Annotated in this window: 22 protein-coding genes; 13 read left to right on the forward strand and 9 right to left on the reverse strand. The window is 42.8% G+C overall.

Annotated elements, in window-relative coordinates:
• Positions 1 to 79 precede the first annotated feature (79 nt).
• Together feoB and RB622_RS00135 are read right to left on the reverse strand one after the other, a co-directional pair.
• Entirely contained in the window at positions 80 to 2,212 is a 2,133-nt protein-coding gene (gene feoB, locus RB622_RS00130) for a ferrous iron transport protein B (RefSeq protein WP_308044436.1), read from the reverse strand.
• A gap of 29 nt (positions 2,213 to 2,241) precedes the next feature.
• Entirely contained in the window at positions 2,242 to 2,469 is a 228-nt protein-coding gene (locus tag RB622_RS00135) for a FeoA family protein (protein WP_308044437.1), read from the reverse strand.
• A gap of 258 nt (positions 2,470 to 2,727) precedes the next feature.
• Between RB622_RS00135 and RB622_RS00140 the strand changes: the two genes are divergently transcribed.
• The 5 genes from RB622_RS00140 to ccsA (RB622_RS00160) all read left to right on the forward strand — a co-directional run bounded on the left by RB622_RS00140 (position 2,728) and on the right by ccsA (RB622_RS00160) (position 7,479).
• Entirely contained in the window at positions 2,728 to 3,390 is a 663-nt protein-coding gene (locus RB622_RS00140; protein WP_308044438.1) for a heme exporter protein CcmB, read from the forward strand.
• Between the two features lie 64 nt (positions 3,391 to 3,454).
• Complete coding sequence (gene ccsA / locus RB622_RS00145; RefSeq protein WP_308044439.1) at positions 3,455 to 4,138, forward strand: cytochrome c biogenesis protein CcsA; 684 nt, start codon at positions 3,455 to 3,457, stop codon at positions 4,136 to 4,138.
• 79 nt (positions 4,139 to 4,217) lie between these two features.
• A complete protein-coding gene (locus RB622_RS00150) occupies positions 4,218 to 4,448 on the forward strand; it encodes a CcmD family protein (RefSeq protein ID WP_308044440.1) in 231 nt (76 codons plus the stop codon).
• 5 nt (positions 4,449 to 4,453) lie between these two features.
• A complete protein-coding gene (locus RB622_RS00155; protein WP_308044441.1) occupies positions 4,454 to 4,888 on the forward strand; it encodes a cytochrome c maturation protein CcmE in 435 nt (144 codons plus the stop codon).
• Positions 4,885 to 7,479 carry a cytochrome c biogenesis protein CcsA gene (gene ccsA, locus RB622_RS00160; RefSeq protein WP_308044442.1) on the forward strand — a complete coding sequence of 865 codons (2,595 nt, stop codon included), beginning with the start codon at positions 4,885 to 4,887 and terminating at the stop codon, positions 7,477 to 7,479. The genes RB622_RS00155 and ccsA (RB622_RS00160) overlap by 4 nt, the downstream gene beginning before the upstream one ends.
• Positions 7,480 to 7,551: 72 nt before the next feature.
• Here ccsA (RB622_RS00160) and RB622_RS00165 read toward each other — a convergent pair whose 3' ends face one another.
• Positions 7,552 to 7,968: a hypothetical protein gene (locus RB622_RS00165; protein WP_308044443.1), complete on the reverse strand. Its 417-nt coding sequence runs from the start codon at positions 7,966 to 7,968 to the stop codon at positions 7,552 to 7,554.
• A gap of 3 nt (positions 7,969 to 7,971) precedes the next feature.
• The gene (locus RB622_RS00170) at positions 7,972 to 10,566 is read right to left on the reverse strand and encodes a TonB-dependent receptor (protein ID WP_308044444.1); all 2,595 of its coding nucleotides are present in this window, start codon (positions 10,564 to 10,566) and stop codon (positions 7,972 to 7,974) included.
• Between the two features lie 288 nt (positions 10,567 to 10,854).
• On the opposite strand from RB622_RS00170, the gene RB622_RS00175 reads away from it, so the two are divergent.
• The gene (locus RB622_RS00175; protein ID WP_308044445.1) at positions 10,855 to 11,172 is read left to right on the forward strand and encodes a DUF3817 domain-containing protein; all 318 of its coding nucleotides are present in this window, start codon (positions 10,855 to 10,857) and stop codon (positions 11,170 to 11,172) included.
• Between the two features lie 39 nt (positions 11,173 to 11,211).
• On the forward strand, positions 11,212 to 13,386 hold the full coding sequence (locus RB622_RS00180; protein WP_308044446.1) for a DUF5916 domain-containing protein: 2,175 nt from the start codon (positions 11,212 to 11,214) through the stop codon (positions 13,384 to 13,386).
• A 44-nt stretch (positions 13,387 to 13,430) separates the two neighbouring features.
• Here the strand turns inward: RB622_RS00180 and RB622_RS00185 are convergent, their stop codons facing one another.
• Positions 13,431 to 14,810 carry a leucine-rich repeat domain-containing protein gene (locus RB622_RS00185; RefSeq protein WP_308044447.1) on the reverse strand — a complete coding sequence of 460 codons (1,380 nt, stop codon included), beginning with the start codon at positions 14,808 to 14,810 and terminating at the stop codon, positions 13,431 to 13,433.
• Positions 14,811 to 15,065: 255 nt separating this feature from the next.
• Between RB622_RS00185 and RB622_RS00190 the strand changes: the two genes are divergently transcribed.
• Positions 15,066 to 16,673, forward strand: coding sequence for a hypothetical protein (locus RB622_RS00190; RefSeq protein ID WP_308044448.1), 1,608 nt, complete (start codon positions 15,066 to 15,068; stop codon positions 16,671 to 16,673).
• Between the two features lie 6 nt (positions 16,674 to 16,679).
• Here the strand turns inward: RB622_RS00190 and RB622_RS00195 are convergent, their stop codons facing one another.
• Complete coding sequence (locus RB622_RS00195; protein WP_308044449.1) at positions 16,680 to 17,654, reverse strand: polyprenyl synthetase family protein; 975 nt, start codon at positions 17,652 to 17,654, stop codon at positions 16,680 to 16,682.
• Between the two features lie 318 nt (positions 17,655 to 17,972).
• Here RB622_RS00195 and RB622_RS00200 point away from each other — a divergent pair, with 318 nt between their 5' ends.
• On the forward strand, positions 17,973 to 18,881 hold the full coding sequence (locus RB622_RS00200; RefSeq protein ID WP_308044450.1) for a patatin-like phospholipase family protein: 909 nt from the start codon (positions 17,973 to 17,975) through the stop codon (positions 18,879 to 18,881).
• A 29-nt stretch (positions 18,882 to 18,910) separates the two neighbouring features.
• Entirely contained in the window at positions 18,911 to 19,810 is a 900-nt protein-coding gene (locus RB622_RS00205; RefSeq protein ID WP_308044451.1) for a glycerophosphodiester phosphodiesterase family protein, read from the forward strand.
• A 27-nt stretch (positions 19,811 to 19,837) separates the two neighbouring features.
• Here RB622_RS00205 and RB622_RS00210 read toward each other — a convergent pair whose 3' ends face one another.
• Positions 19,838 to 20,539 (reverse strand): MCP four helix bundle domain-containing protein, encoded by a 702-nt coding sequence (locus tag RB622_RS00210; protein WP_308044452.1) that lies wholly within the window; start codon positions 20,537 to 20,539, stop codon positions 19,838 to 19,840.
• A gap of 169 nt (positions 20,540 to 20,708) precedes the next feature.
• Positions 20,709 to 23,225: a TonB-dependent receptor domain-containing protein gene (locus RB622_RS00215; RefSeq protein ID WP_308044453.1), complete on the reverse strand. Its 2,517-nt coding sequence runs from the start codon at positions 23,223 to 23,225 to the stop codon at positions 20,709 to 20,711.
• 325 nt (positions 23,226 to 23,550) lie between these two features.
• Here RB622_RS00215 and RB622_RS00220 point away from each other — a divergent pair, with 325 nt between their 5' ends.
• A complete protein-coding gene (locus RB622_RS00220) occupies positions 23,551 to 24,288 on the forward strand; it encodes a DUF6962 family protein (RefSeq protein WP_308044455.1) in 738 nt (245 codons plus the stop codon).
• An 81-nt stretch (positions 24,289 to 24,369) separates the two neighbouring features.
• Here RB622_RS00220 and RB622_RS00225 read toward each other — a convergent pair whose 3' ends face one another.
• Entirely contained in the window at positions 24,370 to 25,005 is a 636-nt protein-coding gene (locus tag RB622_RS00225; RefSeq protein ID WP_308044456.1) for a peroxiredoxin, read from the reverse strand.
• A gap of 749 nt (positions 25,006 to 25,754) precedes the next feature.
• On the opposite strand from RB622_RS00225, the gene RB622_RS00230 reads away from it, so the two are divergent.
• Together RB622_RS00230 and RB622_RS00235 are read left to right on the forward strand one after the other, a co-directional pair.
• Complete coding sequence (locus RB622_RS00230) at positions 25,755 to 26,078, forward strand: metalloregulator ArsR/SmtB family transcription factor (protein WP_308044457.1); 324 nt, start codon at positions 25,755 to 25,757, stop codon at positions 26,076 to 26,078.
• Between the two features lie 6 nt (positions 26,079 to 26,084).
• Positions 26,085 to 26,552: an SRPBCC domain-containing protein gene (locus tag RB622_RS00235; RefSeq protein ID WP_308044458.1), complete on the forward strand. Its 468-nt coding sequence runs from the start codon at positions 26,085 to 26,087 to the stop codon at positions 26,550 to 26,552.

Here is a 26,552-nt window from a genome sequence, read left to right on the forward strand (position 1 = left end):
AAGCCATCCGACGGGAGTCTCGCTCCGTCCGACGGCTTTTTTCTGCCGTCGGACGGATAAAAAACCAGCTAAGATTATTCTAACTCATTAACTGATACACTGCAAATGCCGAAACGTAAGCCAGCACCATCAGATAACCCAGTTGTATAAGCGGCCATTTCCAGCCATGCGTTTCGCGGTAAACAACAGCAATGGTACTCATGCACATCATCGCGAAAACGTAAAATATCAGTAATGAATAACAGACAGCCGGTGTGTACATAACACCCCCAAGATCATTTTTCTCCTGCATAAGTCTTTCCTTAACGGTTAAAACATCTTCGGAATCGCCGCTGATACTATAGATGGTCGCCATTGTTCCTACAAAAACCTCTCTTGCGGCAAAGGAAGCCAGCAATGCAATCCCGATTTTCCAGTCATACCCCAGCGGGCGGATTACCGGCTCAATAAATCTTCCGAAATTACCCGCATAAGAACTTTCCAGACGAGCCGAAGCAACTGCTGCAGCAACTTCTTCCTCCGGTGCCTGCGACATTGCGCGCACAGCCTGCTGCTCGGCTACTTCCATATGATCGCCCGGACCATAGGAAGACAAAACCCACAGGATAATTGAAATCGCTAAAATTACTTTCCCGGCTTCCAGTACGAAAGATTTAACACTATCGTACATCATAAAACCGACATGTCCCCAGCGCGGCACTTTGTAAGTTGGCATTTCAAGCATGAAGTAACCGGGCTCTGTTCTTTTGATAAACAACGACAAAATCCAGGCGGAAGCTAATGCACCGCCCAGACCTAAAAAGTATAGTCCAAACAGAACCAGTCCCTGCATATTAAAAATGCCTAAAACCTTGGTCGAAGGAATAATCAGCGCAATTAAAATACTATAAATAGGCAGACGTGCCGAGCAGCTCATGATCGGTGTTACCAGAATGGTAAGCAGTCTTTCGTGGCGGCTGCTGATGCTACGTGTCGTCATAATCGCCGGAACAGCGCAGGCTACGCCGGAAATCAACGGAACCACGCTACGACCATTGAGCCCAAACCGCCGCATTACCTTATCCATGATCACCATAACCCTGGCCATATAACCGGATTCTTCCAGTATGGATACCAGGCCAAAAAGAATGGCAATTTGCGGGATAAAAATAATGACGCCGCCAATACCAGCCAATACTCCATCCGTGATCAGGTCATTGAGAACACCTTTGGGCAAAACTTCCTTGACCCATGAAATAAACGAAGCCGTGTTCTCGTCAAGCCAGTCCATCGGATAAGACGCCCAGGCAAAAATGGCTTGAAAAATAACCATCAAAATCAATGCAAACGTGACATAACCCCAAAGCGGATGCAGCAGGATTTTATCCAGTTTTCTTGTCCAGAGCGGTTGTTCGGTTGCCCCTTCCGACTTAACGGATTTTTCAACAATGGGTTTGATTGTTTTGTAACGTGCAATGGTTTCGTCGGCTAAAAAACCAGTTTCATCAAACGCATATTTCTCAATCAGCGAATCCAGTTTTGCCCTGACCGGCTGCGCCAGAAATGAAAAATTATCATGTTGGCATACATATTGTAACGCAACATAGTCATTATCAAGCGCATGAAGCGCTCTCACTTCTTCAATAAGCGCAGGTTCATTTCCTTTCGGAACATAAAAATACTTCTGGGCAGGCTTTTCCGTTTTTTCTACAACCTGACGAATCGCCTGTTGTAAACCAGGAATCCCTTCGCTCGTCCTCGCATTTATTTTAACCACCGGAACATTCAGCTGCATCGCCAATTGGACCGCATTAACCGTCAATTTCATGCTGGCAGCCACATCAAGCATATTCAATGCCAGAATGGTCGGGATTCCCAGGTCACTTATTTCAGTAAAAAGAAGAAGATTTCTCTGAAGATTGGAAGCATCCACCACCACAACCACCACTGCGGGATGATCCGGATGCTTTGGGTTTGCAAGGATATCCATCACCACACCTTCATCGGCTGATTTTGGATACACGCTATAAGTCCCGGGAAGGTCCACCACGGTTACGTCCCTGTCGGCACTGCCGTTGGAGCCGGCCAGGCGAAATGTCCCTGATTTTTTTTCTACTGTAACACCCGGAAAGTTTCCTGTTTTCTGTCGTAAGCCTGTTAACGCATTAAATAAAGTTGATTTTCCAGCATTCGGGTTTCCTACGAGGGCTATTTTAATATTTTCCTGTTTCAATTGTAAAGCAAAATAGAACGAGAAACGAATTATTCAATTTCAATTGTTGAAGCTTCGTTTAAGCGTAAAGATAAAGAATAACAACCACCTACATTTATACAAATTGGATCACCCAAAGGGGCAACCGCATCCAGACGCACTTCACAACCTGGCACACATCCCATCTCCAATAATTTCAAAGACATTACACGATCCGTAAAAGATCTTATAATCGCCTTCTCCCCTTTTTGAAGCTGCGAAACAGTACGAACCGACATATTAGCTTATTTAGATTAAATATACGTAAGTGCAAATTAAGCATTCTCAGCCCGTAATTCAAATAGTTAGGCTTATGATTTATACAAAGACTACTATAAATCATTCAAAAACATCCCATTTTTATTATTACCCATCGCTTTTGTGTCGTACTTTTGTAGCGTGAAGCAAGAAACAGCGTGCTGAACAGAAATCGAAAGATAAGAATAAAATAATCACGGTGCCGAAAGCCTGATGCTGACTGCCGATAGCCAATAGTATTGAACGAGATCAAAACCCTCATCTGGAAAGAAGTGACGCTGGAATGGCGACAAAAATATGCTCTGAGTGGTATGTTGCTTTACGTAGTATCCACAGTATTTGTTTGTTACCTTAGTTTCAACCTCCGTCGTGGTCAGCTCACGCCTATTGTCTGGAATACGATTTTCTGGATTATTATTCTTTTTACAGCAGTGAATGCAATAGCAAAAAGTTTTTCTCAGGAACGACACGGACGGCTGATTTACTATTACAACCTATGCAGTCCGCAGGCGATCATTGTGTCAAAAATCATTTACAATTCGCTGATCATGCTGCTGCTTTCGGGAATCGGTTTTGGATTTTACGCATTTGTGATGGGCAATCCGGTTCAGGATGTGGGATTGTATCTGATATGTATTGTATTGTCCGCCATTGGATTTGCATCGGTTCTTACGCTGGTAGCTGGCATTGCCTCGAAAGCCGATAATAATGCCACGTTGATGGCCGTGCTAAGTTTTCCGATCATCCTTCCGATGCTTCTGATGACGATCCGGCTCGCTAAAAATGCGATGGATGGGTTGGACTGGAGTGTCAGCATGGATGAGATCACAACACTGCTGGCGATAGACGTAATTGTCGTCACGCTGAGCTGTCTTCTTTTTCCTTTTTTGTGGAGAAGCTGATAACACCTGACAACACACTATAACGCCTGAATAAACAGTTTACAGTACCCTATTATTTTAAGCAATGAGAAAAATTTGGTGGAAAATCCTCTGTATTATAATCATATTCTATGTGATCGTCATGGGGTTTATGGGCCCCGTCCCGCACTTGCACATCCTCAACGAAACGATTAGGAATACCTATTTCCATGTTGCTTTGTGGCTTGCGATGACAATATTACTGTTTACAGCGATGATATTCTCCGTTAAATATTTGCGGGCAGGACGTATAGGAGACGATGATGTAGCCAGTGAACTTACCAAATCAGCCATTTTCTTTGGTATTTTAGGGTGTGTTACCGGATCAGCATGGGCTAATTTCAGCTGGGGAGATCCATGGCCAAATGATCCGAAATTGAACAGCGCCGCAGTTTGCCTACTAATCTATTTTGCCTATCTCTTATTAAGAAGTTCATTTGAGGATGAACAGCGTCGTGCAAGAATATCGGCGGTGTACAATATATTTGCCTTCGCCGTTTTTATTCCGATTATTTATATTCTTCCCAGGCTAACAGATTCCCTGCACCCTGGCAGCGGGGGAAACAACACCTTTGGTTCTTTCGATTTTGACAACAATATCCGAAAAGTATTTTATCCGGCAATCATCGGATATATTCTGCTGGGTATGTGGCTTGCCGAACTGCGAATCAGGATTAAAGTGATCAAGCGGGTTAAGGAAGAAGAGTTTATTGAAAACAACAGAAAATAATTACCCGCTAAAAAATTGCAAAGCCAGAGTAAACATTTCAAATCAAAAATTCGTTAAGAATTCAGTCTGTATGAATACCATGAAAAGAGTTTCCTTATTATTTCTATATCTGATCTTTCTGTCAGGAAATTTGTTTGCACAAGCGACGGCCGATCCTGACTATGTCCCGATGGCCGATAAAATGCGCGAAGACGGAAAGATCTGGGTTGTCGTATTGGTGGTTGCTCTCGTTTTTGCCGGCATTGCAATCAATATGCTTAGAATCGATTTCAAGCTTAGGAAAATAGAAAAAGAATTAAATATCAAGTAATTAGTATGAAAAAGATCCAAATATTCGGTCTCATCATTATTGCCGTGGCGATTGGAATTATTGTTTCAACTGCGGGCGATGCCAGTACCTATGTTGATTTTGGGAAAGCAAAAGAAATGGCTGACAACGGTGATACCGAAAGTATTCACGTGGTTGGCAAATTACCAAAAAATGCAGCGGGACAGATCGTGGATATGCAATACCATCCTGAAATCGACCCGAATTATTTTGAGTTTTCCTTGGTTGACAATAAAAACATGGTCCAGAAAGTGGTGTACAGAAGTACAAAGCCACAGGACTTTGACAAATCTGAACAGGTTGTTGTTGTAGGAAAAATGGAGAACGGCACATTTTCAGCAGAAAAAATCCTGATGAAATGTCCTTCTAAATACGAAAACGGCAAAATGGAAACCACAGAGGCAACCGCATCAAAATCATGATTCATACTACCATTGGAAGTGCAGGTCACCTGCTGACAATTATCGCATTTGCTTCCGCCTTACTGGCGACTTTTGCTTATTTCAAGGCAGGGCTCTCGGGCACTCCCCTGAATGAAATCTCATCCTGGAAAAAATACGCCAGAACCGTTTTCACCATTCATGCGGTGGCAGTTTTTGGCATTGTTTTCTCCCTTTACTGGATTATTGGAAATCATTATTTCGAATATCATTACGCCTGGAAAAACTCATCGCTTTCCCTGCCAACCGGATATACCATATCCAGTTTCTGGCAGGATCAGGAAGGTAGTTTCCTTTTGTGGATTTTCTGGAACGTAGTACTGGGGGGCATTCTGATCTTCTCAAACCGTTCATGGGAAGCACCGGTCATGACCGTTTTCGCTTTGGTTCAGGCGTTTTTAACTTCGATGATCCTTGGTGTTGTAATCCCAGGGCTTGATTTAAAAATCGGTTCTACCCCATTCCTTTTAATGAAGGAAGTAATGCCGGATCTACCCGTTTACAAAATGGACCCGAATTTCATTGCCAAAGACGGTAACGGCCTGAACCCGCTTTTGCAGAACTACTGGATGGTTATTCACCCGCCTACTTTGTTCCTTGGCTTTGCTACGACACTGATTCCATTCTCTTTTGCTATCGCGGGTTTATGGACAAAAAAAATACAGGATTGGGTTCGCCCGGCTTTGCCATGGGCCTTATTTTCTGCCTTGATTCTTGGAGTCGGTATTTTAATGGGTGCCTACTGGGCCTATGAAACCTTAAACTTCGGTAGCTACTGGAGCTGGGATCCGGTTGAAAACTCTTCCATCGTTCCCTGGTTGATTCTGATCGCTGCAATTCACACGATGATCATTGCGAGAAGAAATGCAACGGCACTCAAAACTTCATTTATATTAACGATTGCAACCTTTATCCTGATCCTTTATTCCACGTTCATGACACGTAGCGGGGTTTTAGGAAATGCATCGGTTCACTCGTTTACAGATTTAGGATTATCGGGCCAGCTGCTGATTTATCTAATGACTTTCACCATTGTTGCCATCGGATTATTGGTTTACCGCTGGAAAGAACTTCCTTCGGATGAGGAAGAAGTTTCAACTTATTCTCAGGAATTCTGGATCTTTATCGGCGCGACCCTGCTTTGTCTTTCCGGTTTCCAGATCTTGGCAACGACCTCAATCCCGGTTTACAACAAAATTGCTGAATTCTTTGGAGGTGTGCTAAACATGGCACTTCCGGCCGATCAGATTGGTCACTATAACAAATTCCAGCTTTGGTTCTTCTCGCTGATTATCGTTCTGACGGGTGTTGGACAGTATTTCTGGTGGAAGCGTGTAGGCAAGGATAAATTGCAAGCTTTATACAATCCTTTGCTGGTTGCTTTGCTCATCAGCGCAGCGGTAATTACTTATCAGGGCGTTAAAGAAATTCAGTACATCGTATTATTGACCACGTCCATTTTTGCGATTGTTTCCAACGGAGCTATTCTGTTCCAGATTATTAAAGGAAACTACAATTTGTCAGGTGGCGCCGTTACCCATATTGGTGTGGCTTTGATGCTGATCGGTATCTTGTTTTCGTCTGCTTATACCAAGGTGGTTTCGATCAATAACTCCGGTTTGATGATTTCACGCAGCGCAGAATTTACCAATAACGACAACAAAGAGAACAAGGAAAACATAACGCTTTGGTTAAATAAACCTGAAAAAATGGGCGATTATATGTTAACCTGGCGTGATGTGCGTGTAGAACCACGCCATATTCCTGAATATATTCCAAAGAGTTGGGTGGATATGATCGAAAACGATTTCCATGCCGTAGCGCTTAGAGATATCGTTGTCAACGAGAAAAAGTACTATGCCAAAGGAGATACGCTGGAAATTTTCCCGGAAAACTTCTATTACGAGATCGAATACCGCGAGCCTTCGGGACGTGTATTTAACCTTTTCCCGCGTGCACAGATCAACCCGAGAATGGGGCTTGTTTCTTCACCGGACATTCAGCGCAAGCTTGATAAAGATTTGTACACCTATGTTTCGATGGTAACCAATCCAACTGCCGAGCCGGTTTGGAGCCCGACTGAAAACTTTACCATCAGCATGCGTGATACGTTCTTTGTCAATGATTACGTGGCCGTTCTGGATAATGTGGTACGTACGGAAGAAGTGGAAGGCATTAAACTTGGTGAAGGGGATGCTGCCGTTAAAGCGGTTATCCGCGTACTGGATAAAGACAATGAATACGTGATCACGCCTTCGTTTGTAATCCGTGACCGTCTGGTGGCACGTAAACCGGAGGTTAACAAGGATCTTGGTTTCCGTGTACAATTCCAGGAAATCGATCCGGCTACCGGCAAGTTTACCTTTGCTGTCAATACAACACAGCGTGATTTTATTGTCATGAAAGCGACTGAAAAACCATTGATCAACATTCTCTGGATTGGAACATTCGTACTCGTGATCGGTTTTATCATGGCAACCATTCGCCGCTTCAAAGACTTTATCAAAATGCGTGATAAGGAGCATGCAGAAGCAAACAAGACAAAAACGAAGAGAACACCAGCGGCTGTATAAATACGGTTCGTCAGGCATAAAAAAATCCGGTCGATTCAGTCGACCGGATTTTTTTATGCCGCTATCTCAACCCTAATTCGCTTTAATATTTTTATCAACCTTCGGATCAAAGGCACGATACTTTGATTTATAGTACACAATTTCATCCGCATACACTTTGAAACTCGTTTCCGGACACTCTTTTTGAACCTCACTGAGCTTATACGTGGCGAGTTTTTCATCCAGTTGCCAGAACAAATGCTGCGTGTAAGACTCAAAGTCCTGATCCAATACCTTCTGTAAATTTTTTATCCCGATCACACCTTTTTCCAACCCAGGCATCAGCTGCACCTGATCGAGCTGCTCACTGCTAAAACGGAAACGCTGAAATTCCGTATTATCTTTTCTCAGTTTGTCTGCTTCACGAAAAGTATCCGTCAATAACTTACATGGCTGCGCGTAGGCAATATTGGCCAGCAAAACCAGGCAAAAAATATAACCCACCTTCATAAATTAAAAGTTGAAATAAATCCGGGTATAAAAAAACGAACCGTTATGTCCTGTTTGAACCGAATCCCATGCCCCACCCGACTCCGTACGATTTGGTTTTGACATTGTTGGATAAGCATTTAGCAGATTGCTTCCTCCCAAGGTAAATGATAATTGTTCATTGAGCTGATAGCGCAGCGAAGCATCCGCCTGGATCATCGCCTTGTACACATCCAGATAATCCTTTTCAGTCAAATCCTTTCCGGTTTTATCCTTCAATCCATAGTTACGGTTCACGAGTTTTATCTCACCGAAATGTGTCCCGCGTACCATCAAAGTCAGAGGTCCGGTATTGTAATCAAACATCAGATTAATTTTGGTCGGCGGTGCCGATGCCAGTATAAAATACCGTTCCCGCTTATCGAGGAAAACCGCGCCTTTGCCAACAAGCCGGTCGTTTGTTTTGATCGAATCAATACGCATTGTATTGTAATTTGCGGACAAATAAGTGTTGAATTGACCATCGGCAAGGTCTGTTGTATACTTTAACGTCACATCCACGCCTGCTGTCGAAGTCGACAGGGTGTTGGCAAATGCCCGAGCATTATCAACATTCAATTTTTTAAGTAAAGAGCCTACCTGCTTATCAGTCGATGGAAACGCGCCCGTTAAAATAATCCTATCCTTTACTTGCACGAAATATCCATCCACGGCAACGGAAAAATTCTTGTCTGGGGAAAATACAATACCAGCGCTCGCGTTCTGTGTTTTTTCCATTTTCAACGCATGTATGCCCAGCGCCGCCGCTACATCACTGCCTGTTCTTGCAATAACAGACTGCATCGGAATTTCAAGGTTCGCCTTCGTCGGCTTAATGATGGAATAGCTAAAATGCTGCTGCGCAAGAGACGGAGCCCTGAAACCAATACCGTAATTTCCCCGAAGCGTAATCATATCCGTCAATTCAAATCGCAAACCGCCTTTTCCGCTCACCGCACTTCCCAGGTCGCTGTAATAGTCAAACCGCCCCGCTGCATTTACTGAAAAACGATCATCAACCTTCGCTTCCAGATCCAGATATCCTGCCGCATTGTTTCGCTTTTTGCTAATCTCTTCCGCTTCACCATAACCTCTGAATCCCTGAGCTCCGCCCACTTTCAGCGGATTATAAGTACGCCATGACAACGGATTCCCGCCAATTATTTTATAACCATCCATCCGGTATTCAGCGCCAAAAGCCAAATGAACACCATCCAGAATATGATCATAAAACCGCGTCAGATCCAGATTCGTCGTATTTTGCACGGTTTGAAGCGCACCTGCGTCAAAAGAAGTCGGCGTATCCAAACCAAAAGATTTGTTCATTGAATTTTTTACGTGATAATTGAATTTGTTAAATCCATAAGTATGGCTCAAATCAAAGTTAAACTTCTTCCACACCGTCCTTATCCCCAACGTTATGGACCGGTCATCAATGCTTCTTGACACAAGTGGATCGTAACCCTTCGGATAGCGTTTAACAAAATTGGCAGAATCTTTTGCGCCGCGGGTCCAGCCATACGTTTCACCTTGTCTGTAACTTGCCGTCCCGAAACTGTAAACTTCATACTTTTTATAAAGTGGAAAAGCCATATTATAGCTCAAACTTCCATTGTAAATTTTCGGATCTCCAAACTTCCTTCTCAGCAACGAATCAGGCCGCGCATCGGCACGGTTGGTATGATCCTGAAAATTATAGTCTGCCGTTACATTCAAAAAACCGTTTTTCGCAATAGTCCTGCCATAATTCAGGTTGCCATTATAACTCAGTCCGTCAAAACTGCTGGAATCGAGGTTATATTTCGCCTTCCTTATACCTGCGTTTGCATTCGCAGTAAATCCGTTCACATTATCTTTTAATATGATGTTGATCACGCCCGCAACGGCATCCGAACCATATTGTGCAACAGCGCCATCTCTTAAAATTTCAATACGATCGATAGCAGCAACGGGAATGGTGCTTAAATCCGGACTCGTATTTCCCCGGCCACGCGTCCCCGAAAGATTGATCAGCGAAGACTGATGACGCCGTTTCCCATTCACCAGTATCAACATCTGATCGGGCCCCATGCCGTGGAGCGAAGTGGCATCAATCTGATCCGTCCCATCCGCGCCCAGCTGCGGATTTGCGTTGAAAGATGCAGATGCGTATTGCAGCAACTGTGACAGATCAAACTGTCCGTTCAGACTGGCAATCTTTTTTACATCAATAATATCAACCGGTGACGAGAGATCCTTTGCAGTCTTCGCAAGATTCCTCGATCCGACAACACCTTTCTGCCTTGACTTTTTTAAGCTTGTTAAAGTAAAATTTTGTGTTCCTATCCCCTTAATTTCCCTTTCTACCGGCTCAAAACCTTCTCCGATAACGACCAGTGTTGCATTTCCGTAATGTACCCTCATTTCATAAATTCCATTCACATTGGTTGAGGCCTTCGTATTGGTCCCTAATTCCTGGACCGAAACATCGGCTATCCCTTTGCCATCCTCGTCCTTAATGATTCCAGCCACCTTATACTTTTGCGCAAATGACTGAAAAACAATGAAGACCATTAAAAATGAAAAATAAAATCTAATCACAACGTTAAATGATTTAGTTAAATGATGAATGCTTGTTATGATTCAAAGAGGGCCGGTTGCAGCGCAAAAAGTAACCGTTCAATAATTTTTCTACAAGTTTAACCTTTGATTTAAAATTTCCAGAATAAAACTCAGATAATTAGACAGAATGTTTTCGATTTTTCACTGAATACATCTATTTATTCCATATACGTAAGAATTATCCCTGACGATTACTCCATCAGAAACAGCTTAAATACTATCTTTACATTTGAAAGATGCATTTTAAAATTTCTTCCCCAATTGTTCATGTTAGCCAATTTATTAAAAACTGCTCTGGGCAGACTACGCGTAGTTGCATTCCTTGAAGGCACTTCATTACTTATTTTGCTGGCTATTGCCATGCCTTTGAAATACATTGCCGGTTATCCGCACGCCGTTCGCGTGGTTGGTATGGCACATGGAATCCTTTTCATTCTTTATGTCATCCTGCTCATTCAGGTCGTTTTCGAACTTAGCTGGGGATGGAAAAAATTTGTTATGGCCTTCTTTGCTTCCATCATTCCATTCGGCACCTTCATCGCAGACGCGAAAATCTTTAAGTATCCTAACAGTAATTCCATGTAATTTTTTCTATTATTCCATATTCCTACCCGTAACGTAAAAGTGCTACCTAAATCCTTAATTAAATTCCTGCTGTGCTTTTTTCTTCTAGGAAATTGTCTGGCTCAAAAACCCAATGAAAAGTTCCAGTACCACATCCGCCCTGCTCCGTCGCCTATTAAAATAGATGGAAATGCCGATGATCTGGCCTGGGAATCAGCCGAGACCGCAACGGATTTTTTCATGGTCACTCCGATGGACACCAGTTATTCCCGTGCCAAAACGACAGTAAAAATGTCGTATGACAACCACAACATGTACATTCTCGTTGTCAATTATAAGACCGTTAAGAATTCCATTATTGTCGAATCATTGAAACGGGATTTCGCTTTCGGTAAAAATGACAACTTTTTGTTGTTCATGGATACCTTCGACGACCGGACCAACGGATTTTCCTTTGGCGCAAATGCCGCCGGAGCACCCTGGGACGGGCAAATGGGCGACGGTGGATCTGTCGACCTCAGCTGGGATAACCGCTGGGTAAGTGAAGTAAAAAATGACCCGGACAAATGGGTCTGGGAAGCCGCCATTCCATTCAAAAGTATTCGTTACAAGTCAGGAATTTCACGCTGGGGGATTAATTTCAGCCGCCAGGATCTGACGATTTCGGAGAAATCTGCCTGGGCTCCGGTTCCCAAACAATTTCCTTCCGCTTCACTGGCTTATACCGGCGTGCTGGTTTGGGATCAGCCACCGCCAAGTCCGGGGCCCAATATTTCTGTTATTCCTTACGCCGCTACACGCCTCACAAGGGATTTTCAGAACGACAAACCCAATAAGTACAAAACAAGCATCGGTGGTGATGTCAAAATTGGCCTCTCTCCTTCCATGAATCTCGACCTGACCGTTAACCCTGATTTTTCTCAGGTCGACGTCGACGTTCAGCAGACCAACCTGAACCGTTTTGAATTGTTCTTTCCGGAGAGAAGACAGTTTTTCCTGGAAAATGCTGATTTGTTTGCCAATTTCGGGTACGCTACCATTCGTCCTTTCTTCTCCCGCAGGATCGGTTTGGGGGTGCCCATACAATTTGGCGCCCGTATGAGCGGGAAATTAAATAAGAACTGGCGAATTGGCGTTCTGGATGTACAAACCGGTGCGCAGGATACGATCCCTAAAAATAATTATGCTGTTTTCGCTTTGCAAAGACAGGTTTTTGCCCGTTCCAATGTTCGGTTTATTTTCATCAACCGCGATGCTGTAAATTATTCCCATGAAAAAAATGCGGCTACTTATCGTTACAACCGCAACATCGGAGCCGAATACAACCTTGCCAGTGTAAATAACCTGTGGACTGGTAAAGTCATGTTTTTGAAATCGTTTACGCCTGGGAAATCCGGTGATGATTTTGTACACGCGGCCGATTTAAAGTTCAGCAAGGCAAACTTTTTCTGGCAATGGCAGCATGAATATGTCGGGGCAAATTACAACGCAGAGGTCGGTTATGTACCCAATGCGCCCCGCAACGGTTATTATAAAATAAATCCGACCCTCGGTTATCTGTTTTTTATCAAAAATCCGAAAATTATCAGTCACGGACCTAAATTCGTGAGCAATATTTATTGGGATAAACAAATGTCATTCAGCGACCGTGAGCTGACATTTTCTTATAACCTGAATTTTATCACCCGTGCCACCATGTCCGCTTATGTGACGAGCAATTACACCCGCCTGCTGCGTCCCTTTGACCCCACAAACTTAGGCAAGGAAAAACTCGCCACAGGAACCGAACATAACTGGACTTCGGCTGGATTTGAAATTATTTCAGGCCCGCAAAAACAATTTACTTATACCTTTGCCGGGATTTTTGGCGGTTATTACAGCAACGGACGACGCACCAATTTACGTACCGAACTGGGCTATCGTGTGCAGCCTTATGTCGCGATTGCACTGGCTGGGAACTACAACGACATTCATTTGCCTGAACCATGGAAGCGCACGCAGCTATGGCTGGTAGGTCCGCGCGTGGACGTAACGTTCCGCAACAACCTGTATTTCACGACTTTCATGCAGTACAACAATCAGGCCGATAACATCAACCTGAACTCCCGCTTGCAATGGCGGTATAAACCCGCTTCTGATTTGTACATTGTTTACACGGACAACTATTTACCCGACAATTTCATGGTAAAAAGCCGGGCTATTGTATTGAAATTCACCTATTGGTGGAATCTCTAAAAGAAGCTCCCAAAAGGTCACGGCCTTTTGGGAGCTTCTTTTGATCAATAAAACACCTCTACTTTTTTGTCTTTCAACACCCCCAGCTGGTGTTCGTATTTGATATCCATGTCTTTCCCCACGAATGGATTTCCCTGTAAATAAACCTTATCCAGCTTTTTAATATCGAGCAGTTTAGCAGGGAAATCGGGAAAATTATTGGACGAAATATCCAGTTCCTTTAACCCCTGCAACGAGGCTACTTCTGCCGGAAAATTCGTAAACCAGTTAAAACCCAAATCCAGAATATTAACCTTCTGCATCTTCGCTACACTCTCGGGAAGTACGCTCAACCGGTTATGATGTGCGTAAAAAGTATGTACATTTTTCAGCCGGTTCATTTTGGCGGGAAGCGTTTTGAGTTGGTTATGTGATATCGCCAGATGGGTCAGCTTCTTTAATTTGGTCAGGGAATTCGGCAGGCTTTCAAATCTATTGTAGTAAAGATCCAGCACTTCCAGGTTCTTCATCCTCTTAATTCCCCTGGGCAAAACGACCAGCTCTGATTTATAAAAATTAAGATCTTTAACCTGCCTTAGTCCTCTGAAACTTCGGTTCGACAGCGACTTAACCTTGTTACCACCAAGCCATAAGCTGGACATTTTCTTACAGTTTCTCGCTGCTGCGGGAATGTCTGCAAAATTGTTTTCTCTCAGGTTCAGTATGTCCAGTGTTTTGTTTTTAGATAAAACAAGGCCCTTTTCCGTGAGTTTATTATTTTGCAAATGCAGCTGTTTAAGTCGTGGCAATCTTGCAAAATCAATAGAAAGCGCTGTAAGATTATTCCCACTCAGGTATAATTCTTCCGTATTCGGGAAACGGTACACCTCGTCGGGCAAGGCAGTTAATTCAAGCTGGTTAAAAAATATCCGCTTAATTTTCAAGGTATCAATAAAAGCCTGGGCCTCTTTAACCGTCGTAACCGAACTGTCGGTCCGCCTTACTTCACGATACGCGATGCGTTTTCCAAAAAACTGCAATGTCAAAACCTGAAAAGGCTTTTCAGGTTTTGAGGCCATTTGCCACTGCGGTGCATTCTTTTCAAACACGGTCTTCAAAACCTGGTTAATGGAATCCTTACTGTAACCTTTCGACTGCTCCGCATCAAAAACCAGATAATCGATACGGCCTTTATCACTAACAAGAACCTGGACAAAAACGCCAATCCCTGGATCTGCTCTGACCGATAACACGGATCCTAACCACTCCTCAAGTTTCGCATGGATCCCTTTGGTAATCTCAGACGAAAATTCTGTCGTGTAGGTCACGGGCAACAGATCGACGTGAAAATTTGCTTTTTCCGCATCTGCTCTCGTCCAGATGCGTGACTGCGCTTTAAGATTTCCGGCAAAAAGAAACAGTATAAGTACTGGTATTATTTTCATGACGGCTATAATTTATATGAGACATAAATATAACTAAAAAGTTAGTCATGAAAATATTTTTTTATATAATTTTCTTATACAAGTCAAATGAGCAACCGAATTCCTAAGACCGAAAAGCCAAACAAAATCTGCCACACAATAACTTTTTATTCCAAAACCATGTATTTCACAGAAGGTTAATAGCGAAAAAATACGATGTTGCTTACATTTATCGGGAAGCTTGTGCTGTCTTAGTATCCACTTTACTGCGCTCCAATGAATCTGCATTATTACCTTATTGGTAATGCCGGACTGTGTTTCTTATCCGTCTTCGTCCTTTTTAAAACGATGGCCGGTAAAAAAAATCCATTGCAGCAAAACGATGGCTGGTTTTTATTTGGGATCGTATTTTTTCTACTCATCACCAAACTTTTTTCGTTTAAGGCAGGCATGCTCAATATCGATGAAAGTATTATGCTGGCTGGTGGCAGAATCTTAGGCTACGACCCACGTCCGTGGATATCGCTGGATACGACGACATCGGGCCCCTTGAATTTCCTCCCGTCTCTGCTCATGTTAAAGGCGGCAGATGGGGCTTCATACGGAGATTTGAGAATTCTCTACACGCTGATCTTTCAGATTCCTTCCATTCTGATATTGTTTTACACAATACGAAAAATTGCAGGTCCTTACACAGCACGCATAACTGTAATTCCTTTGGTACTGACTTTTAGCTTTTTCTATTACGCAGATCTTATCCATGCTTCCAGCGAGCATTTCCCTTTGCTTCTTCTGGCCATTGTCATCAGCGTATTGTTAGCTATTGCCTGCCATATTGAGGTCAGCAAAGGACAGCTTACGATTGCCGGTATTGCCTGCGCCGCCTCTTTTTATGCCAAGCTGCAGGTCACGCCCATTTTTTTATTTCTTGCCGGAGCCTGTTTTATCTTATTGATTCTGGTCAAAGGAAAACCCAAAGAAGCTTTTATTTTTCTTTCCGGGTTTATACTCACCCACACTATTGCGCTTTTCACGATTTGGCTTTATGGCGGATTTGATGATTTCGTGCAATCCTATATCATTGGAAATCTGCGCTATACCACGGTCAACACGTTTAGTCCCGAGCTCTTTAAAACATTTTTAAAATCCAGTATCCGTTCCCTGCTTCCCCTCCTTGCTTTCGGCCTGGTTTTGCCGGGGTTGTTTTTCTCGAAAATTAAATTCCCCCTTAAACGGATGGATCTGGTTTACCATGCAGGATTTTTAGCCACCATTGTGATCACGGCTTACTGTATTGCCAAACCCGGCAGATATTTTCTCCACTATACCTTATTGCTGGTCGTGCCACTTTATGGTTACACAATTTGGCTCCTTTTAAAATACAACTGGATTCCGGGCAAATATTTCCCTGCTTTATCCAGCCTGGCCATTGTCTGCATTTTTTATATCAATGCTAAAAATGCTGCGAAAACGCTGGCAAATGAAAAGCAGCACCTGAACGATATTATCGACCAGAAACTTGTAGACCGCATTTATGCAAACCGATTGCCAGACGACCGAATGGCTGTTTGGGGGTGGGGAACCTACTATAATCATGCAGCCCGGATGATCATGGGAACCAGGGATATGCATTTTGACTTCCAAACCACGTATAAATCGGATCTGGGGAAATATTACCAGAAAAGATATCTGCAAGATCTGGAAACGAATATGCCGAAATATTTTCTGGACCTATCTCTTCCCGGCGGTTTGATGACCAACGAAAGCTGCCAATTGGCGTTGTATCCCGAAATTGATCAGTTCGTCAAAAAAAATTACCGTGAAGTGTACAGAAGCGGATTTGAAATACTATACCAAAAAACTTCTGAGGAACGCAGCAAATAAGGTGAATTACTTGCTGCGCTCGATTGTATATTGCACCAGATGTTCCAAAGCTGTACGGTGGGCAGATTCCGCAAACTCGTGTAAAAGCGCCCTGGCTTCCTCCACGTAACGTTCCATTACCTGCTGCGCATATTTTAATCCACCCGAATTTTTCACGAAAGCAATCACTTCAAGCACTTTGTCGGGCTTGTGACTTTCGTTACGGATAATATTGATCATCCCACGTTTTTCAAGCCAGGAAGCTTTGTTAAGGGCATAGATCAACGGCAAAGTCATTTTCTTTTCCTTTATATCGATGCCCAAAGGTTTGCCGATTTCATCCTCGCCGTAATCAAACAGATCGTCTTTGATTTGAAATGCAATCCCCACTTTTTCTCCAAAAGCGTGCATACGCTTTATTGTATCGGCATCAGATCCTACCGAACAGGCACCGACCGCGCAGCAAGAGGCAATCAGCGAAGCCGTTTTCTGGCGGATAATTTCGTAGTATACTTCCTCGTTGATATCCAGTCTCCGTGCTTTTTCGATCTGAAGTAACTCTCCTTCGCTGATCTCACGCATGGCAGTTGAAACGATTTTCAGCAGTTCAAATTCCTGATGTTCCACCGAAAGCAGCAGTCCGCGCGAAAGCAGATAATCACCGACCAGCACGGCAATTTTATTTTTCCATAAGGCATTAACCGAAAAAAATCCGCGGCGATAATTGGAGTCATCCACCACGTCGTCATGTACGAGCGTAGCCGTATGTAAAAGTTCTATAAACGAAGCACCGCGATAAGAAGATTCGGTGATCGGGCCACAGACACCTGCTGACAAAAAAACAAACATCGGCCTGAGCTGTTTTCCTTTACGACGTACGATGTAATTCATGATCTGATCGAGCAGCATTACATCACTTTTCATAAACTGGCGAAACTTATGCTCGAAAGCCTTCATCTCATCCGCAATAGGAGCTTGAATATCCTTTATTGAAAGGGTCATATTAATTATAGGAAGTCGTTACTTTACCTCCGAATATTGAAAGGCGATATACAGTCGTTTAGTTCAAAAAAACCTGATTTATATACTTCTGTACTTTAATCTTCAAATTTGGAATAAAATCTTCTCTTTATACCTATTTTAGAATGAAAATGTTTAAAATTGAAAATATGATTTTCAAAAATGCAGGAATTGAGTAGATCAACGTTGAAAAACCGTTATGTGAATACGGAATTTATACTATTGAATTTCGAGAAAAAATTAAACGCATCAATCATTCAATAGCTGGGAGCCCATGCCGACAGCCGAAAGTAAATATTTATGAAAGCACTCGTGCTTGGTGGTGGATCAATGAAAGGAGCTTTTCAGGTCGGGGCTATCCAATCCCTTCTGGAAAGCGGTTTTGAACCTGATATGGTTTACGGAATTTCAGTCGGGGCGCTTAACGCTACTTTCCTGGCCGACGAAACGGGCAGACAGTTTGAAGAAGAAGGAAAAATCACCTGGCCGAATGCCGGGAGGAAACTTCTTGAGTTCTGGGTCAAGAATATTACCCAGCCCCAGGATATTTCAACGCTGCGGTCACGCGTTATGTTAGGGATGAATACTTTAATGAGCCGTTTCGACGGTCTGGTTGACCCCGAGCCTTTGCATTTACTGATCCGTAAAAATGTGAAGGACAAACATTTAAAACATACGCCCATTAAGGTAAAAGTGGGGGCGGTGAACATACAAAGCGGTGAAATTAAATATGTATCACCACAGGAACCCCATTTTCTGGACTATGTACGCGCCAGTTCTTCCATCCCGATGCTTATGCCCGCGATTTCGATTGGAAAGGAAATGTACCTGGATGGCGGCCTGAGAGAAGTAGCTCCGGTTCGTCAGGCCATAGCCGACGGAGCGATGGAAATCGTAGTCATTGCCTGCCATTCGCCCCATCTGTACCAGCCGGAAGGACTTAATCCGAGGAATCTGATTACACTGGTGGAGAGAGTCCGGGATATCACGGTAAATGAATACGCCAACAGCAATATCATCTGGGCCGAATCTTACGTAGATCGTTCCATTTTGCGCGGCGTACCGATGAAATTAACCGTGATCCGGCCCGCGTCTCCGCTGGTGCTGGATATGCAGCATTTCAATTCGGAAGATATATCAAGATTAATTATTGAAGGTTACCGGGTTGCGGTCGAGACGCTGAATAAAGTGGCAGAAGTAAAAGAATGATCGAAAAACCTGATTAAAAAACTCAGCTAATGTTAGCACAACGTTTAAAAAGTCCTTACCCTGTTTTATTATTATTGTTTTTAACATCCTGTGTCCCTTCGCGCCAGTTCACATCGGTTACAGATAATTGCAATTTTAGTAAAAATGGAAGTTTAAAAGCCCATCTCAAACCATCCAACCGGTTTGTGCCGATGATCATGGCGCATCAGGGAGGAACCGAAGACGGTTATCCCGGCAATTGTATCGCCACTTTTGAAAATACCTATCAGAATGTACCCTGTGTTTTGCTGGAATTTGACGTCCGCATGACCGCAGACAGTCAGCTTGTGCTCTCACATGACAATGAGCTGGAATTACGGACCAATGGGACTGGCCTGTTAAGCCATCAGCAATGGAAAGATGTAAAACAATTGCGTTTAAAGGATGACAAGGGACTTTTGACTAAAAATAGAATCCCTTCATTTAAGGAAGTGCTGGATTGGAGCAAGGATAAAAATCTGATGCTGATCGTAGATAAAAAGCCGGAAACGGATATTATCAAAACCGTTAAAATGCTCAAAGACAACAATGCCATTCACAAATCGGTGGTGATTTGTTATTCCGTTGATGAAGCAAAAAAGGTACATGCACTGGACTCAACCCTCATGCTCGCCGTTGGTTTTAACAGCTGGGAACATATCACCAACGTCGAGAAATCGGGACTTCCTCTGGAAAATCTAGTAGCCCTAACGCCGAAGGAGCTTCAGGAAGAATCCTTCTATATGAAAATCCATTCCATGAAGATTGTTACATCACTCGGAACAAATGGGAATATCGACACCCTGAACACTGAAATTTCCGCTCCAAAGTATAACAAAATATGGGAAAGCGGTGCGGACATAATCTGTACCGATCAACCTATTTTCGTCCACTCTTTGTTTCAAAAATAGCATTCCGAAGGCGGGCAGCACCTTTGCTTAATTCAGGTGAAAATGCTGCCCCTCATCTTTGGGTACTTTGGGCTTGTTGATTATTTTGGAATTCTGAATAAAAACAAGAATAATCAATCCGATAATAATCGCCAATGCGACCTGTAAAAAGGATATTATCGCGTAACTGGCAAAATCACTTTTAGACTCTTTCACCAGTTCATCCCCAATAACGGACTGGATTTCGGTAAGATCATTGAGATTGTTCAGCGTGCTTTGGAAAGTGTTGGCACCGGCTCCCTCAAACAAGACCTTTCCTTCCTCTGAATGGCCGGAAGCATGTAAGTTCAGGATCATCTTTTCCAGAAGCCCGTACTCTCCTACCCTGTTTTTGAAAGCAGCCAGACTTTTCGCCTCCTGGTCTACCAGATAGGTCTTTTCAAACACCCCGATCAGCGAATCAATGCTCTTGTCATGTTTGGCAAGCAGCGCGGAAATCTTCCCCTTATCGTTGGTGTCGGGTTTTAAGAGAAATTTTTCAAGAGAAAGACGTTTCCCGTATAAATTTTCCGTGATGTAAATAATGGTGGTAGCCGGAATCAGGCGATCTTTGTAAATGGATGAAAACGACTTATCGATCCCATCAATATTACGCCTCGAAAGTATAGTCCCCAATACAATCACAAGCATTATCCCCCCCAATAGTAAACTCGCTTTTAGCTTTTGCTGAATAACAAAGGACCATTTCATGGCTTAACTTACTTTGTATAGTTATAAATAATAATACCTTAGTTCAAAAATAAACAAATAATACGGGATATTAGTTTATGCCAGTAACTATCTGCCCGGCGACAAAAGCCAAAAGAGGACCAGAAACTAAATCCGGCCCTCTTTTAAAGTATATTTAACTGACTATCTGCTAGTTGCTATCACCTCCGCCTTTCACATCTGAATTAGATACCGAACGTGTTTTACGTTTTGGCGCGTCAAAACTCATTTTCCCAATGGAGTAACTAAAGGTGATCTTGAAATTGCGGTTATACAACTGTGTCTGGCTTGACTGCGCCAAAATCGGCGATTTCAAATCCGAAGTAAATTTCACACCTTTGGTCAGGAAATTTTCTGCTCCAAAACCGATACTTCCTTTCTTGTTAGCAAAATCCTTTTTGAACCCCAGTGAATACATATAAAAACCAGTTCTGGTTCCCTGCAACTGCACCTCACGGCCCCGGTAAAATCCAAAAGCCTGAAGTCCCCAGCCGTTTTTAAGCGATATCTGAGACATTAACCGTCCGCCATAGTTGAATCCTGAATTACTTACAGACTCAGAAAGACCGTCAGCATTGGTCGTCTGCCCTTCCATGTGCGACTGCAAAAGGTCAATACTTCCGTTTACCGTCCATTTTGAAGTCAGATACACGTTGGCAAAAACATTCATACCGTAGGCGCTTTGCTTACCGATGTTTTCAAAAGTAGTCACAATGGCGCCGGCAAGTGTATCAACAGTGGTCCGGATCTGCGTAATTGAATTATTGGTACTGCGGGTAAATACGGAAACATTCAGATACGTCTTCTTCACATTGGTACTTAGGGCTAGTTCGAAATTATCAGTCAGTTCAGGATTCAATAAAGGATTCCCGGTACTGATACTCTGCGGGTTGGCCAGGTTCACGTTCGGGTTCAGCTGTTGAATACCCGGGCGCTGGATACGACGGTTATATGCCGCTTTAATCGTGGTGGAAGCTGTAAGGCTTTTGGATACGTTAATGCTCGGTACCAGATTGCCGTAACTAGGAATGTTCACGGCTCCCTTATCACCCATATCAGCGTTGATTCCCGTATATTCATAACGCGTCCCTGCCTTGAACGTGTATTTATTTTTGGTGGTCAAAGTATAGGAAACATAACCGGCCGCTACATTTTGATTGTAATTTAAGGCCCCCGACGGGTTATCAGGATTAATCACGAAATCACCTGATTCACCAGCCAGCAAATATTTATAATCACTGTTCACCTTACGGAAAATTCCTTTTGCACCAAATTCAAGGAGCTGATTTTTCTTAATCGGCGTCTGATAATCTGTTTGCAGCGTAAATTCTGTGTTATAGTTCTGATTGACGTTTTTCAATTTACTGGCTACACTTCCGCCCGTGTTCAGAATATCTGTATCAAAATTATTTGTTAAATTAGTTCTGCTAAAAAGCGTTGAAAAGCTCCATTCCTGCTGTGGTTTGAAGGTTCTTACATAGTCGACGTTCACATCAACGGTTCCTGATAGATCCTTGCGGTTTACTTTACGCTGTGAGTTCGTTGCAGGATCCAGGTTTGTAAACTGGTCAATGCTCAGATTTTGCTTTTGCAGAAAATTACGTGTACCATAACGTACACCAGCCGACAATGCCTGGTTTTTCCCTAAATCGTAATCCCATCCCAAAGAATAATGCCCGAATAAACCACGGTCCTTTGCATTGGAACTCTGTTTCGTGCCAAAAATGTCACTTCCTGATTTTGTTTCCTGATTAAGCTCCGAGGTTGCTTTGTTGTAAAACGCGCGGCCAAATCCGCCCAGTGTAAAACCCATTTTACCTTTGCGGTAACTGCCGTTCAAACCCAGGTTGGTACCGCGGTTACCCACACCCGAATCAACATTCAGTGTTAGTCCCTGAAGATTGTTTTTCTTGGTAATGATATTGATAATACCGCCCGAACCTTCCGCATCATATTTCGCAGACGGTGAAGTGATTACCTCAACCGATTTGATCATATCGGCAGGAATCTGCTTTAAGGCATCGGCAACATTGCTCGCGATAATGGTCGAAGGCTTGTTATTAACCAATACACGGATGTTAGAACTTCCCCGCAATGAAACATTCCCATCCAGGTCGACAGACAACATCGGAACTTTACGAAGCAGATCCGATGCATCCCCGCCTTTTGAAGTAATGTCTTTTTCCGCATTGTAAACCAGACGATCGACTTTTTCCTCAACCATGGACTTTTCGCCGGTAATGGTTACCTCATCCAGCGTTTTGGTATTGGCAGCCATCTGAATCTTACCCAAATCCACGTCCTTTCCCTTTTCGACTGAAATATTATTGACCGTCTTGTCTTTAAAACCGATGAAAGAAACCAATACCTTATATTTTCCGGGGGCGACACCTGTGATTTCAAATTTCCCCTTATCGTCGGCTACCGAGCCGTCAATCACCTTGTTGTCGGCGGCATTGACCAACGCAATACTGGCAAACTCTACGGTCTTTGCCGTGGCTGAGTCGGATACAAATCCTGAAATTTTGGAATTTCCCTTTGGCGTTACAGAAGCCGGGGCACCACTTGCAGGAGCCAAAGGGCCTTGTGCCTGGCTCATTTGTGCATGCAAAAACAATACAACGGCCAGCATTAATGCTTTAAAACTTTTTAAAATTACTTTGTCCATGGTTTTTTAATTAAGTTCAGGAGAGTCAGTCTCTTTTCGGTCCATATTTCCCGATACAAAGAAATAATATATTACAAACATAAATTTCGGTAATAGACCAGCACCTCGATTTTGTCTACGATCTGGTACTTTTAACCGGATAAACTATATTTTTTATGTACCCCAAAAAGAAGAAACGGGTGCCGTATCATGTTCACGAACTGGCATAGTTTTAATAAAGAGAGATTCAAACGACATAATGTTGCAAACAAGGCTCCATTTGTTGTTACTTTGAACAAATTTTTTGTACAACCCTGGACTTAATTCCAAAAAGAAACTTCACCTAATGAATGAGATTGCCATAGATTTTAGCAAAGTACATCAGATCAAATTGTTTGACATAACCATTCTGGAACCTTCCACGGTGTTATCCAGTCTTATGATGGCGGTGGTCTGTTTTTATGCTTTTGTTCAATTGGGAAGGCTTGGGCGCGCGCACCGTATGTATCGTCAAATCCAGTATTTTTTCCTTTTTATGGGGATAGCTACGGTTATTGGCGGCGTTTTAGGACATGGATTTCTGTATGTGACGGGTCAGCTGGGCAAAATCCCTGGCTGGTTTGCCAGTATGATCGCCGTTGCTTTATTTGAAAGAGCTGCGATATGGCATATTAAACCGCTGCTTAAACCAAAACTGGGCTCCTGGCTCGGTTATATGAATTATATCGAATTGATTATATTCTTTGTTCTGACTTTCGTTACCTTAAATTTCGTAGTGGTTGAAGTCCATGCCTTTTACGGCTTGTTTCTGATGCTCTTTATGATCGAGGTATTTGTATATAAAAAGAAGAAAGATCCCGGCAGCAAATACATTTTTATTGCCACGGCATTGGGTGCGGCAGCGGCAGGTTTCCACGCTCTGAAATTCAGTTTCGGCCCATGGTTTAATTTCAACGATATCAGCCATATTCCGATGGCCGCATCGATTTGGTATTATTACCAGGGAGCCACGCATATGGTCTTTTACGGAGAGCCGGTTATTGAACCTGAAAAGGAAATGGAAAAATCTGAAATAGAAAACTAGCGGTCTGCTCATAATAAAACTCCCAACCTATACCTTCACGGAATGATATAGGTTGGGAGTTTTCTTTTATCTTACTGCAAATTACTTATTCGGCTGCGGCGTATAACGTAGATAAGGCTTTACAATACGCAGGCCTTTTGTGAATTTCTTCTCAGCATCTTCCGTGCTTACAGCCGGCACAACAATAACGTCTTCACCGTCTTTCCAGTCGGCTGGCGTTGCTACTGAATAGTTGGCAGTTAACTGTAATGAATCTACGACACGAATAATTTCATTGAAATTACGGCCTGTTGAAGCAGGATAGGTCAAAGTCAGTTTAATTTTTTTGTCCGGTCCAACGATAAAAACCGAGCGCACCGTCGCTTTTTCACTCGCATTCGGGTGAATCATATCATACAGTTCAGCTACTTTACGTCCTTCATCGGCGATGATTGGAAAATTGACCTCAGTGTTATTAACTTCATTGATATCCGGTATCCAACGGTTGTGTGAATCAATATCATCAACACTGACAGCCAGCACCTTAACGTTACGTTTTTCAAATTCTCCTTTTAAAAGAGCAGTTTTACCAAGTTCCGTTGTACAAACCGGGGTGAAGTCGGCAGGATGTGAAAATAACAGTCCCCAGCTTGTTCCTAACCACTCGTGAAACTGGATCGGTCCTTGTGTAGTATTTGCCTCAAAATCCGGCGCAATATCTCCTAATCGAAGTGACATAAAATATGGGTTTAAAATGGATAGCCTAATCTACTAACATTATAGGGTTTAACGCAAATTTAGATAAATAGTTTCACATTCAATACAAATAATTCTCTGATAGATGCTGCAAATAATTTAACGTTAAACGCGCAATACGGCCGTTTTGGGAAATTTTGCAGGCACGCGCAAAGCCACAAGTCATTTAAAACTATAAAACTGCACACCCCGAATGATTCCCGCAAAAAAACCGCCGTCCCCCTGCCCGATCCTCAAATATAACCCCATTTTAAGCCGGGTTTAATTCGTTTTTAATTAACGGAAAGCTTCTTTGATTAATAATTGGAAACTAAATTTCAAGTCCCGGTCCACACCATTACTGACCAATCCCGGTTTGTAAAAATTAAAATGCAACAAGTTATACTTAAAGGGGGCCTCTGCTTAGGGGCCTTCTTTTTTCGTTAAAAATGACACAGCAGTGCAACAGAACATTTACTCAACCGAGGTAAATGTTCGTAAATCCCAACTTCCCTACGGACACTTTTTTCCCGATTTTTGAAAAACTAAACTGATACTCATGGCAATAAGGAGCTGTTGGCGATTAGCTTATATGTGATTAGCTCAGTAACCGGATGATTAGTAGCTTTTTATAAAAATCAATAATATAAACTAATTTTTCACTACTACTTATTAACAGTTTTAAAAAAATGTTGAAAAAAATTTGCGTAGTTATTTAACTACATATACATTTGTAGTCAAATAACTACGCAATGAATTTAAGACGAGACGTATTTCAAGCCATCGCAGACCCGACAAGACGGGCAATACTTCTGTTGGTCGCTTCACAAACCATGACCGCCGGGGCAATAGCCTCAAACTTTGACACAGCCAGACCGACCGTTTCCAAACACCTGCAAATACTTACGGCGTGTGAATTGCTTGAACAAGAGCAAAATGGCCGGGAAGTTTATTATCACATCAATGCAAAAAAAATGAAAGAAGTAGCCGACTTTATCGAGCCGTTCCGCCAGATGTGGGATGACAGATTTAATAAATTGGAAGCCATCATGAAAAACTACAAACCTGAAAAATAGAATCGTATGGAAAGAAAAACAAAAATCAGTGCCGAAGACGGCAAACAGGAATTGGTGATCACCAGGGAATTTGATTTGCCGGTAGGGTTACTTTTCAAAGCATACGTAGAGCCTGAAATCGTTGCACAATGGATGGGAACAAAAGTGCTGAAACTTGAAAATAAAAAGCATGGGAGTTACCAGTTTGAAACATCCGACGCCCAGGGAAACGTGGTATTTCAATCCAACGGGACCATCCACGAATTTGTCCCCGACCAGAAAATCACGCGAACATTTGAAATGGAGAATACGCCTTTCCCTATTCAGCTAGAGTTCCTGGAATTTGAACCACTCACCGCCGACACCAGCAAACTGACAATGCATATCCTGTATAAATCAGTTGGCGTTAGAGACCAAATCCTGAAATTACCCTTTGCTCAGGGTATCAATTGGGCACATAACCGCTTACAGGAAATCGTAAACAAACTAAAATAA

It is taken from the genome of Dyadobacter sp. LHD-138 (assembly GCF_030929615.1).
Lineage (GTDB): Bacteria > Bacteroidota > Bacteroidia > Cytophagales > Spirosomataceae > Dyadobacter.